The sequence below is a fragment of the Psychroserpens ponticola genome, assembly GCF_023556315.2.
Classification (GTDB): domain Bacteria; phylum Bacteroidota; class Bacteroidia; order Flavobacteriales; family Flavobacteriaceae; genus Psychroserpens; species Psychroserpens ponticola.
This window is the reverse complement of sequence record NZ_CP116221.1, coordinates 2,484,125-2,497,288: the sequence shown is the minus strand read 5'-3', so window position 1 is coordinate 2,497,288 and position 13,164 is coordinate 2,484,125. Positions and strand designations below refer to the sequence as shown.

The 13,164-nt window shown below is 31.9% G+C and carries 11 protein-coding genes and 1 riboswitch; of the genes, 1 reads left to right on the top strand and 10 read right to left on the bottom strand.

Features of this window, described 5'->3' with window-relative positions:
* Positions 1 to 8: 8 nt before the first annotated feature.
* The 10 genes from MUN68_RS11130 to MUN68_RS11085 form a co-directional block, all read right to left on the bottom strand.
* Positions 9 to 1,331: a DNA recombination protein RmuC gene (locus tag MUN68_RS11130; RefSeq protein ID WP_249996218.1), complete on the bottom strand. Its 1,323-nt coding sequence runs from the start codon at positions 1,329 to 1,331 to the stop codon at positions 9 to 11.
* A gap of 72 nt (positions 1,332 to 1,403) precedes the next feature.
* Complete coding sequence (locus tag MUN68_RS11125; protein WP_249996219.1) at positions 1,404 to 2,045, bottom strand: SCO family protein; 642 nt, start codon at positions 2,043 to 2,045, stop codon at positions 1,404 to 1,406.
* A 10-nt stretch (positions 2,046 to 2,055) separates the two neighbouring features.
* Entirely contained in the window at positions 2,056 to 3,741 is a 1,686-nt protein-coding gene (locus MUN68_RS11120) for a tetratricopeptide repeat protein (protein ID WP_249996220.1), read from the bottom strand.
* A gap of 195 nt (positions 3,742 to 3,936) precedes the next feature.
* A complete protein-coding gene (locus MUN68_RS11115) occupies positions 3,937 to 4,869 on the bottom strand; it encodes a hypothetical protein (protein WP_249996221.1) in 933 nt (310 codons plus the stop codon).
* Positions 4,870 to 4,884: 15 nt separating this feature from the next.
* A complete protein-coding gene (locus tag MUN68_RS11110) occupies positions 4,885 to 5,841 on the bottom strand; it encodes a DUF6175 family protein (protein ID WP_249996222.1) in 957 nt (318 codons plus the stop codon).
* Between the two features lie 16 nt (positions 5,842 to 5,857).
* Positions 5,858 to 6,379, bottom strand: a complete 522-nt coding sequence (locus MUN68_RS11105; protein ID WP_249996223.1) for a hypothetical protein — start codon at positions 6,377 to 6,379, stop codon at positions 5,858 to 5,860.
* Positions 6,380 to 6,391: 12 nt separating this feature from the next.
* A complete protein-coding gene (locus MUN68_RS11100; protein ID WP_249996224.1) occupies positions 6,392 to 7,624 on the bottom strand; it encodes a hypothetical protein in 1,233 nt (410 codons plus the stop codon).
* 151 nt (positions 7,625 to 7,775) lie between these two features.
* Positions 7,776 to 8,567, bottom strand: coding sequence for an ABC transporter ATP-binding protein (locus MUN68_RS11095; protein ID WP_249996226.1), 792 nt, complete (start codon positions 8,565 to 8,567; stop codon positions 7,776 to 7,778).
* On the bottom strand, positions 8,568 to 9,584 hold the full coding sequence (locus MUN68_RS11090) for a FecCD family ABC transporter permease (RefSeq protein WP_249996227.1): 1,017 nt from the start codon (positions 9,582 to 9,584) through the stop codon (positions 8,568 to 8,570).
* Complete coding sequence (locus MUN68_RS11085) at positions 9,585 to 10,739, bottom strand: ABC transporter substrate-binding protein (protein WP_249996228.1); 1,155 nt, start codon at positions 10,737 to 10,739, stop codon at positions 9,585 to 9,587.
* 191 nt (positions 10,740 to 10,930) lie between these two features.
* Positions 10,931 to 11,134, top strand: a riboswitch (cobalamin riboswitch).
* A gap of 64 nt (positions 11,135 to 11,198) precedes the next feature.
* Between MUN68_RS11085 and MUN68_RS11080 the strand changes: the two genes are divergently transcribed.
* Complete coding sequence (locus tag MUN68_RS11080; protein WP_249996229.1) at positions 11,199 to 13,130, top strand: TonB-dependent receptor plug domain-containing protein; 1,932 nt, start codon at positions 11,199 to 11,201, stop codon at positions 13,128 to 13,130.
* The last annotated feature ends 34 nt before the right edge of the window (positions 13,131 to 13,164 follow it).

Below are 13,164 nucleotides of genomic sequence, written 5' to 3'. Positions count from 1 at the left end.
AAGCAATGTTATTCGTCATCATCTTGTGCACGTTTGATAATCGCATCAGGTAAAGATTTTTTAGCTTTAGCACCCATTTTTTTGAGTTTCTCAACACTGGTAATTAGGTTACCTCGACCTTCAACTAGTTTATTCATTGCAGAAGAGTAGTCTTTTTTAGCATCATCAATCTTTTTTCCAACACCTGTTAAATCTTTCACTAGACCTTCAAATTTATCGTAAAGCGCGCCAGCTTGTCTAGCGATTTCAATAGCATTTCGCTGTTGTTTTTCATTATTCCACATCGTATCAATAGTACGAAGTGTAGCGAGTAGAGTAGAAGGTGTAACAATAACGATATTTTGCTCAAACGCTTTATTATATAAAGTGTTGTCTTCATTAATTGCTACTGCAAAAGCAGGTTCTATAGGAATAAATAATAATACAAAATCTGGAGATTCTATATCATACAAATCTTGATAATTTTTTTCTGATAGCTGATCGACATGTTTTTTTATGGAATTAATATGTGCTTTTAAAAAGGTGTTTCTGTCTTCATCTTCAGCATTTACAAACCGTTCATAATCCGTTAAAGAGACTTTACTGTCAATGATCATTTTCTTACTATCAGGAAGGTGTAAAACCACATCTGGAAGCACACGAGTTCCGTCAGCCAAAGTAAAACTCTGCTGTACGAAATATTCTCTATCTTTTTCTAATCCAGATTTTTCAAGTACACGTTCTAACACCAATTCGCCCCAATTTCCTTGCATTTTACTATCGCCTTTCAATGCTTTTGTTAGGTTGGTGGCTTCTTTTGTCATTTGTTGATTAAGGTCTTTTAAACCAAGTAGTTGTTCTTTTAAAGCAGAATGCATACTGATACTTTCTTTTTGTGTATCATCTACTTTTTTCTCAAAAATTTGAATTTTCTCCTGTAACGGATTTAAAATATTTTTGATATTTTCTTTATTTTGAAGGGTGAATTTTTCAGATTTTTCATCAAGTATTTTTGTTGCAAGTAATTCAAAGTCTTTTCTTAATTGCTCTTGACGTTCTTCTAATTCTTCATCACGTTTTAAATTTTGTTGCTGAAGGTTGTCATATTCTGTGTTTTTTCTTGTTAATTCAGTATTTAGAAATTCTTTTTCACGTCTGATCTCTTCACGATCCGTTTCTAATTTTGATAGATTTTGTTTTAAGTCTTCAATGGTTGACGACATTTGATTTTGACGTTCTTGTAATGTGCTTTGTTCGCTTTTACTTTTAAGTTTAATAAAAAGCATGCCTAAATAAGCTCCAATAGCTGCAGAAATAAGAATGGCTAAAATGAGAATAATGCTGTCGTTCATAAAAGGAATAGAAATTTACTCAAAGATAAATGATTTGTCGAAAGAATTAAGCTTGTAATTAAAAGATATCTTCTAGTTTTTTAAAATATGGATATCTTCTATAATACGTTTGATGTCTTCATCTTTTGTGCCATCATAAATACCACGAATTTGTTTTTCCTTGTCAATTAAAATAAAGTTGGGTGTATGAATAAAATCTTGTTGTCTGTCGCCTTGTTTTACAACTGCAAAGTAGCTTTGTCGAGCGAGTTCATATATATGCTTTTTGTCACCAGTGGTTACATTCCATTTGCCATTTATTACACCTTTTGTTTTTGCATATTCCTTTAATACAGCAACATTATCTGTTTCAGGAAGTACAGATAATGACAAAAGCATGATATCATTGTCGTTTATGAACTCTTCTTGAATTTTCCTCATGTTATTTGTCATAATTGGGCAAATTGTTCCACAGGTTGTGAAAAAGAAATCGGCTACATATATTTTATCCTTGTAAATATCTTGGGTGATAATTTGTCCATTTTGATTGATTAGCTCAAAATCTGAAACGGTATGATTTTTCGATTTGTTTCTAAGGTTTTTATCTACTAATTCGGATTTAAAGTCAGTTGGATTATAGATAGGTAATACGTTATTCTTTCTATTGTTACAAGAGAATAATCCTAAAAATGCAAGACATAAAAATGAAAACAGAAATGTTTTTTTTGCTTTCATAAGGCTATTATTATATAGATGTCACATTTATAAAATTCTTAGCTTCATCAAGTTCTGGTCGTGTACTATTTGCGTTTTTTGAAAGCTCAATCAGTTGCTTAAAATATGATGTTGCCTTTTCTGAATTTCCTAATTGTTTCTCAGCTATTGCAGCACCATAAATCCCGTTAAATCTATTTGGATGTCCTTTTAAATTCATCTCATAAGCTTTTAGTGCTTCTTCTGGTTTATTTAAAATGAGGAGCATATCTCCAAGAAGTTCATCTGCTGGTAATACTTCTCCAGGAGTAACAGGATGTTTAGAAGTTTCGCTTTCAAGTTTTGAAGCCATTCTCATTAAAGCGAGAGCTTCCTCGTTATTTCCTTTTGCTAGATTTATCCAAGCTTCTGTGATTTTTATTTCAATACGGACTTGACCAGCTTTGTATTTAGCCTGTGCATTCTTTATTTCAAGGAGTTCTTTATGTAAAAATTGAAGGGTTTCTAGTTCTTTTTCAGCAGAAGAAATGTCTCCTGAACGTGCAGAGCCTAAAGCTCTAGAAAAATGCAGTATTGATTTTGCCCATGGATATTTATCCCAATCAAATTCCATGTTTGGGCGTTCTAGGTTTGCGGCTTTTTTCCATTGTTTATTTTCTAAAGCAATTCGAGCTGGAATTGCATTTGCAGTATAGGCTACAGCAAAATGATTTAAAGGAAATATTTTTTTCATTGATTTCAGATATGCGTTTTGAACTTCAACCTCTTTATTATTACCTTGTTGCAAATAGGCATAAACGAGATAATCCATCGCATGAATCTCTTGAGCCCAATTGGCATTAGCATTTAGACTTTCAGCATAGCAAACAGCAGATGAAGCCGAATTTATATTGGTATCTATAGATTCTTGCCAAAGCCCTAATCTTGTAAAAATATGAGAAGGCATATGTTGTGCATGAGCAGATGCTGGAGCAATTTCGGCATAACGTCTAGCCGTATTTAAAGCTGATTTAGCAATTTCAGGATAATCATAAGTATGAATTATATAATGTGCAATTCCAGGATGGTTAGGTTGTTCTTTAAAAAGCTTTTGTAAAATAGTACCAGCTTTTTTCTGATTAACATATGTTTTGTCATTTGGATCAGCAGCTGAGGTAATTGCTAAGGAATAAAATATGGCTGCTTCAGTATCATCAGTTTGAGTCTTATATATTTGCTCCATTTTCTTTTCATATAAAAGTTCTCGAGTTTTATGGTCTTTGTTTTTCCAATCATCATAAAAAACACTTATGGCATTTATGTACAATTCTGCTCGTTCTGATTTTGGTAAAGATTCTGCTATTTCAAGAAGGACAGATCCTTTATTTAATTCTGTTGGTCCAGGTGGAGCCCATAATTCATGATAAATACTCATTGCAACTCCCCAATATGCCATAGCACATTCCGGATCGGCATCAATAACTTTAACAAATGCTTTCTCTGCTTCATCATATTCAAAAGAGTGTAGTAGAGAAATAGCTAAATCAAAAGTTTCACGAACATCATATTCACAATCTAAAGCAAAACTCACATCTCCAAATTCAGGATTGCCACAAAGTAAAATATCACCTCGTTTTAAGTCTATGGTGGCTAAAGCAGGATTTGACTTAGGCGTTTTGTCTTTACAAGAAAAAAGAATTATGCCTAATGCAATACAAATTACTTTTAGTGATTTCATTATTTTATTTATTATGAAGCGTTCGTTAAAATGAAAAAACGTTTAAAAAAAAAGAGGAGATATTCATTTTTTAAAAATCTGATTTTCAGCACTCTAAATTTAAGTTAAAAAAGTTAGATTAGAAAATGAATTAAAACTATTACATAAAAAAAAGCACTCAAATAGAGTGCTTTTTTTTAATATATGTTAATAATATTAATACCAACCTCTAACATTGTACATTACTGTACTCGGTTGGTTTTTAGCTCTTGCCATACTCACTTCAAAAGCTGAATCGTAATAGGACTTAGTTGCATCTAAAACTTTAAGTTTATAATTCCAATCTCTATCTTGTAATTCTTTAGCTCTTGTTTCAATTTTGCTAAACAATGCTTTTACTTGACTAAAACATTCTGCTTCAGGTAATACAGAAGATAAAATTCTTGCTGCTTCATTCGCTGCTTCTATATCTTGATTAGCACTCCAAATAGCTTGAGCTTCTGTAAGTCTCATTTTACAATCTCTATTAGCAGCTTTAATATAAAGTGCTTTTGTTTTTCTTTCTGACTTTTCAAAACAAGAACTAGATGCTGGTATGCCTAACATTAGCCCTAATGCTTCTTCTACCTGACCAGAATTTTCAAGAATGGATGCCTCTTTTTGTATTTGCGAACAATTAGTGTTATAGTAATCTATGATTTTATCTTTTCCTCTTGCGATAAAATCTTGCATCGCTTCATTTTTAGGTTTAAGACGTTTTAATGCCTGCATATAAGCCTTTGTTTCTGTAGTTCCAACACCTTTTACATTAAATGTTTCACTAGCGTATAATGTTCCTGAGATTCCATCTCCTATGTATAAAGTAACATCTAAAACAAGAACTACTTTTACTGGTGCTGTTGGCATAATTTCTTTTGTAGCAACAACAATATTAGGAGTAATTATAAACCTTGAATTGTATTGATTGTCACTTATGCCATTTGCCGTAACTAGTTGTCCGAGTTTATTAATTAACATCTTTTTTGCTGATGCTGGTACATTTTCAATTTGATCAGGAACATAAGCTCCTAAGTTGATTGCATAGTCATTGTTTTGTCCAATTGCTACAATTGAAGCGAAACAAAATAATATTGCTAAAGCGTTTTTCATTGTCTTGTTTTTTTATTATTTACTTCCAAGTATTATGGTTGCTCTTCCAAGTCCTTTCATAACTAATTTATTTGGAATATTAAAAGGTGCATTTTTTAAATACTTACTTAATTCTCTTACATATCTTCGAGCATCAATAGCTCTACCTTTATCATTGTATAATGGAATTCTTACTTGTTCAAATAGTGCCATAGTTTCTGTGATATCTGTAGTGCTAAATCTTCCTTTTACCGTATTGTCAGCTAACCAATCTTCAATAACATATCCTAATTCATCTTCACCACCAAATTCAGTTTCTAAATCACCATCCCAATCATCCCAAGTTTGGATTCTTACAATAATTTCACGTCCATTTTCAAACATGTCATCAAAATGATCTTGTAGTGATAAGGTGAAGTTGTCCATATGAGAAATTACGGCTTCAGAAAGTAGTACAGGTGTTTCAGCCGAAAAAGAAGGTGCTCCAGTTCCAGTTGCTGTTGCAACTTGTTTGTCTGTGTAAGCATCTAATCCTTGAAGATTGAAATTTATAGATTTCTTAGGGCCAGTTTTATTAACGGTCCAAGTTAATTGAATAATAATATCTGCTTTAGCCGCTTTTTTGATGGCATCAATCGGACTTTCATTTACTGAAGCTCCAGAATCTTTAGAGCTTCTTAAGGCATCTTCCACAGCATTAGATTCCATAGTTTTTATAGCAGACTCCATATTTTTAAGAGGGAACCCTCTTTCTGCCATCATTCCATTAATTTGGCTAATGACTTGTAATACTTCTGCATTTTCTTGAAATGCTCTTTTGTAATCTGGAATTCTTATCGTAGATCCTTGATTATCAAAATTTAGCATATAACCATTTTGGTTACACCAAACATCACTTGGAACAACCATTAGAGTAGGTTTCTTTGCTTGACCAAAACTCAATAAACAGAATAATGTAAATGTTATGAGGGTAAATAATTTATATGATTTCATTTTTATTATTTTTTAATTAAAATCCTGAGTTTAGAGACTTAACAATACCTTTCTCTTCTAGTAGTCTTCTTAATTGGTCGGTTAATACATTAACAACAATTCCAATTTTGTACTCTCGTTTGCTTATTTTTAATCGATCACCAGGAGCAATATTGCCATCAGTAGCAGAACTAACATATCTTAAATATGCTCCACCATCAGCAAAAAAGCTTTCAAAAAACTCTTTGTGTTTTTCTTCTAGCGAAGGGTCATTTACTAAAGCTCTAAATTGAGTACAACCTTGTCCTCCTCCAGCAAAACCTTTGAAGATGATTCCGTGTACTGCATTTTTCATTCCACGAGAAATAGCGTGTTTTGGGTTTTTAGAATACGACCATACTTTTACAAGTTTTGATCCTTGTTTAGCAATACCTTCACATTCTAAATCATATCTCCAAATTTTGGTATCCTCGTTGGCTTTATTTTTTTTCCATTGTGCGTTTACACTTGTACAAAAACCTATAAAAAGTACTGACAGTATTACGTGTTTTAATTTCATGATTATTTATTTTTAATTAATTTGACGAATTAGCATTCCTGCATAAAATTTCTTCTTTTTTCCACTAAAAACGGTGTATTCGAGAGTATCATCTGTATTTTCTTCATCTGCATTAAATCTGTTATCCCAAATTTGATTCTTATCAACTTTGATTACTCCAACTCTCTTGTATTCAGTTTTACCTTCTTTATTAAGGACTTGTTCCAAAACTTCATATTTATCACCTTTTTCTAAACCTTCTTTTAATCCTATTTTAGCTGATAAAGGATCAGAACTCATTAGAGGTGTTTTTGTTCTAAATACTTCATACTCTCTTTGCAATTTTGCAGTTACTGCATCTGACGCTTTCATAGTAGCTATAGTAATTAATTCTTCGTCAGTTTTTTTAGTATATGTTGTACTTTGTAAATCTGCCCAAGCCATTTGAGTTCCAATATATTCTAATTCAAATACATTAGACTCATTAAATGCGTTCACTCTTTCTTCGTCAATTTGTTCATCTTCTGTCCAGTAGTCATTATAGAATATACTTGCTACTTCATCATTCCATTTAAGTCTGAATAAAAGCGCATCAGTTTTTATTACATATCCTTTACCTAATATGCCTACACCTTCACTAGCTACTTCAGTTACTTCGGCTACTTCACTAGCTCCAGCTAATACTGCAACACTTCCAATTGAAGCTAATAAACCTTTTGCTTTTTCAGCAACTTCTTCTTTATCTGTGTATTTGAAATTGTTTACTATTACAAAGGTGTTTTTAATAAGCTCTTCACCTGCATCAGCTAGCATTGCTGTTCCACGCTCACTGTTTTTTGCAATTTTAACGTCTAAATCTGAAGCATTATAAAAGCCTCTTTCAGATATTAAATCCATATTAAATCCGCCTTGTTCGCTTCTGTTGAACCATTTTGCGACCATTGATTTTGCAATATCATGAGTAGATAAATACTCAGTAATGGCAACTTTTTGTGCTTCTTTTAATTCTGCTTTAGACAGAGAATCATTATATAATTTTGGAATACTTCTTTCATTTGTAACATGGTTGTTAAATTTCTCAGGAATTTTGGAATCAACAAAGGTTTCTTGAATAAGTTGACTGAAGTTTCTGGTCGAATCTGCGACCATAAGTGTATACAGAGAACTTCTTCTGTATTCAGCAGTTTTAGTATCGTTTTGTGAGTATCCTGTGACCATAAAACAGGTACAAAATAATAAGATGAAAGGGTTGGTTAGTCTTGACATTTTTTAGCATTGGTTATTAGTATGCAAATTATAAATTTTTATCTGCTTATAATGCATTTTGATTTGCTTTTAAACAGTTTTTTTTGCAGTATATCGAAATAGGACTTTGCGAAATTGTTTTCATAGTTGATTGAAACTGATTGTAAATGAGTTAGTTCACTCTGAAGTTGCCAGCGTTTTTATCAAAACTAATTAAGTCTTTTGGGAATAGGCTTTCAAAGACGCCATTTTCAATAAGATTACTTGGAGAATCTGATAAAACAGTATTGGTAGTCATAACAACCATCGTGTCACATAATTGAATTGCTAAATCAATTTCATGAGATGAAAATAGGATGGTTTTATTTGTGTCTTTAGCAAGTTTTTGAAGTAGTTTTAATATGTATGCTTTATGATACATATCTAGATGCGTTGTAGGTTCATCTAAAATAATAAGGTCTGTGTCTTGAGCTAAAGCACGTGCAATCATCACTTTTTGAAGTTGACCATCACTTAGTTCAAAACATTTTCGATGCTTTAATTCTGAAAGATTAGTTTGTAGTATTGCTTTATTAATAATAGAAGTATCTTCTTCGGATAGATTGCCTACCCAATTTGTATAAGGTTGTCTGCCAAGCGCGATGAGTTCATAAACTGATAAATTTTTAGACATGAGTTGTTCGGTTAATACCAAACTCATGGTTTTTGCTAACTCAACTGAAGAGAGATTTTCTAGCGATTTTTCATTTAAATAGATACTTCCACTTAGAGGTTGCTGTAGCGATGTTAAGGTTCTTAATAATGTAGATTTGCCTATTCCATTCGCACCAACTAATCCGATGAGTTCACCTTGTTTTAATTCAATATTGATATTTTTAGCGATTACAGATTCACTTTTCTTTGACGTGTAACCAATGGAAAGGTTGTCAGTTTTTAGAATGATATGTTTGCTTGTCTTTTCCATCTAAAACATCATTTTTCGTTTTCTTACTAATAACCAAATCACAACAGGAGCGCCAATTAAAGATGTAATTGCATTAATTGGTAACATATAACCACTGTTTGGTAATTGGGCAATGCTATCACAAATAAGCATCACTATAGCTCCAAATAAAAATACTGCAGGTAGTAATATTTTGTGATTAGATGTATTAAATAATTGTCTTGTCATGTGCGGAATTGCGAGTCCGATAAAGGCTATTGGTCCAGCAAATGCTGTAATTGTACCAGCAAGTAAACTTGTAGCTAATATGATGATTAACCGACTTTGTTTAATATTTAAACCTAAGCTTTTTGCATAATTTTCGCCCAATAAGAAGGTATTTAATGCTTTTATTGATACAACAGTTAATACGATTCCGAAAAGATAAATACAAAAAAAGATCAAAATTTCATTCCAAGATAAGTTTCCTAAGCTCCCAAATCCCCAAAAAATGTATTGTTGTAATTGTTCCGCAGAACTAAAATAGGAGAGGACACTCACTACAGCTGCAGTAATACTTCCAAACATTAGACCTATAATTAAAATAGCCATAGTGTCTCTAACTTTTGAAGACACTAAAAGCACAGCTAATAACACAAGAAAACTACCTAAGCTAGCAGCAATAACAACACTCCATTTTGAAATAAATAGTGTTGCAAATACACCTCCAAATACTCCTGAGCCTAAAATAATTAAGGCTACACCAAGGCTTGCACCAGAGCTAATGCCTAAAACGAAAGGACCTGCTAATGGGTTTCTAAATAGTGTTTGCATTAAAAGCCCAGAAATACCTAAACCAGATCCGACTAATATAGCTGTTATGGCTTTTGGAAGTCTGTAATTTTGAATGATATAATTGTCAGTCGTGCCAATTAAACTATCTAAGATTGTTCTTAAAGGGATTGAAACAGAACCTAAACTTATATTTGTAAAAAAACAAAGTATCAATACTAAAATTAGTATAGAGAAGGATAGCTTATATGAATGTGTATTTGGCAATTATTCTAAGGGTTTAAAAAAGGATGTTTGATAATCTTCTAATAACTCTGGATGACAGATTTTAATAATATCTTTTAAGACTAAATCTGGTCTAGCTGTACCTAATTCATAATACATAACACCACCAGTTTTTCCTGTAGTATTTACAAAAGAATATACATTTTTATTTTTAAAGGCTTTAAATTCACTGTAGTGCTCACTTGCTTTTTTAAGAGAATTTAAACTATTGTAATAGGATGGACTTAGCCATAAATCAGCATCTTTAGCTTTGTTAAAAACGGTTTCAAAGCTTAATGCAATGCTTCCTTTGTCTTTAGTGTCACTCCATAAATAATTTACATTGGCATCTTTAAGAATTTGTGCTTCAGGACTTGTTCCGTTTGGTAAATACCAGATGTCTTTATACATAGCGCCACACAAAACTGTTGGTTGCTTAGTTAGTTTTGAAGCAATTGCTTTTGTTTTTAAATATTCGGTTTCAATCTGATTGAAAATAGAATCAGCTACTTTTTCCTTATCATAAAGGACACCAAAAAATTTAATCCATTCTGCTTTTGCTAACGGAGACGTTTCTACCCAATCTCCATTATAAATGACAGGAGTGCCAGATTTTTTGATGGTTTCAAAAGTTTTGTTGTTTCCATCGATACCAAAACCAACAACAAGATCTGGTTGGATTTCTAATAAAACTTCAGTATTTATGCCTTCGTTCTTACCTAGTTCTCTAATATCTTTATTATCTATTCTTAGTCTAGTTCTTTCTGAAGACACATAATTTGTTCCTGGAAAACCAATAAGGGTTTCCTCAACACCCAAAAGTTCTAGTGCAGGAATATGAGTTGTTGAAGTGACTACGATTTTCTGAACAGGTATTGTTAAAATACCATCAAAATTGGCTTTGTTTAAAGTGACTTTAGATACATTTTCTTTAGGTATCAATGCGTATTTATAATGTTTTTCAGATTTAGGCCAAGGATTTTTTATGTATAAGATGCTATAATTATCGTTTTTTATAACTGAAAAGCCTTCAGCGTATTTGTTTTTAGCTTGCTCTGGTTGTGATGGAAGCGTTCTGTTTAGCCTTTTGTCTTCTTTACAACTTGTGATTATGAATAGTAGAAAATAAACAATAAAAAAGTGTTTGTTTTGTAACATTTGTAACTGTTAGAATGAGATGTAATCTCTAATTTTGATTAAAATTACTGTTATGCATGATAATTCAAATTTAACAATATATATAGTAGGTGGAATTATATTACTTCATTTTTTAATAGGTTTTATATATCTCATCTATAAAATGAATAAGAAAGACTAAGTTTTATTAGTTTCCATTTAAAAAAGAATCTATTTTTGCTGCGAATTTTGGTTCTATTCGTTTAACCGAATGGATTAAAAGGGAATCTGGTGAGAAATTAATTTTCAATTCTAGAACTGTTCCCGCAACTGTAAGCTATTAAGCTTGTTATTACCTTCATTGTCACTGGAAATTATTCTGGGAAGACCAATAACAAGACGCAAGTCAGGAGACCTGCCAAATTCAAACAAATAAGTTAAACTTTCGGGATAAAAGTTTGCGTATGATAATCCATGCGATTCCGAGTTATTAAAAATTACATGAACACAAAAACATTGGTTTTTGGTATGCTAGCTATTGGCATATCAACATTAGGTATTGCTCAACAGCAAACCGATTCGTTAACAATTGAACAGCTGGATGAAGTTGTTGTTACAGATTCTAAATTCAAATTAAAACGCGAAAACTCAGGTAAAGTTATTACCAAAATCACCCAAGAAGATCTTAAGCGCCTTCAAGGAAAATCTATTGCAGAGATTATTAATAATACTGCTGGAATTGAAATTAATGGAACGCGTAGTAATGCAGGACAAAATTTAAATTATTTTGTTCGTGGAGGACGAAATCGTCAGGTTCTTATATTAATTGACGGAATTGCAGTGACTGATGCGTCTCAAATTGCTAACGACTATGATTTGCGTTTGCTTAATGCAGATCAAGTTGAAAGTATTGAGATTTTAAAAGGCGCTTCAAGTACACTTTATGGAACTGGAGCAGCTTCAGCAGTTATTAATATCAGACTTAAAGACGCTTCAAAAGATGCATTTGCTTTAAACTTGAGAAGTACGCTTGGAACGAATCAATCTCAAGACGATAATGATTACGGAATAGAAAACGTTTCAAATTCTGTGTCTATTAATGGTACAATAGATAAGTTTTCTTATTTAGCGAGCTTTGGTCATCAGTTTACAGACGGTTTATCTGCGGTTTCTGTGGGTGAAGATGCAGATGTTTTTAATACTCATAATGGGTTTTTGAAACTGGGTTATCAATTTTCAGATCATTTTAAAGTAAATACTTATGCTAGTTTTGATACGTTTAAAGCAGAGTTTGATGACGGATTTGGTTTAGTTGATGCTGATAATTTGTCTATTACAGATCAATATAGAATTGGAGTTTCTCCAGAATTTAATTACAAAAAAGGAAGCATAACATTAAATGCTGCTTACAATAATATTGAGCGTGATATTCAATCGGGTTTTCCTACACAGTTTAGTGCAGAAAGTTTTGTAGGTGATATTTATAATCGATATAATTTTAGCGATACATTTTATACAGTTTTAGGTGTAAATGCACAACAAAACGACATTGAAAGTTTTTCTATTCCTTTTGGAGGAACTGATTTTGAACAAGCTATTAATCCTGATGATGCTACATTTACTATTGTTGATCCTTATGCAAATATGGTTTATGTCTCTGATTTTGGATTAAATGTAAATGCTGGTTTACGATTAAATAATCATAGCGAATATGGAAACCATTTGGTATATAGCTTGAATCCGTCATTTAAAAAAGACTTGAGTTTTGGATATATAAAAGGTTTAGCGAGTTATAGCACGTCTTTTATTGCACCTTCATTGTACCAATTGTTTGAGCCTACATATGGCAATGTCGATTTAAAGCCTGAGGAGAATAGAACGATTGAAGTTGGAACTGAACTTAATATTAAAGATAAAGCAACCATTAGTGTGGTTTATTTTAATCGTTTTGAAGAGCAATTTGTTGATTTTGTAGACCTTGGAAATTTTGTATATCAATATGCTAATTCAGATGAGGATTTTACAGCTAGTGGATTTGAATTAGTCGCTGATGTTGCTTTGATGAAGAATTTGAAGTTTTTAGTTAATGGAACTTACACTAAAGTAGAAGAGGATTTAAATCTTAGAATTCCTGAAATTAAAGTGAATGCTGCTATTAATTACCAATTGAATGACAAAGCGTTTATGAGTTTAAGTTATCAGTATAATGATAGTCGTGATGATTCATTTTATAACAATGTAACCTTCATGAATGAAACCGTTAATTTGAAATCTTACAGTTTAGTCGATTTTTATATCAGTCATAAAGTGATAGATAATTGCATGACGATTTTCGCGAATGTAAACAATATTTTAAATGAAGACTACGAAGAGTTGTTAGGTTATACAACCAAAGGACGAAATGTTAATGTAGGATTTAATCTAAGTTTGTAAATAAAAAAAAGCCACTTTCAAAGTGGCTTTTTTT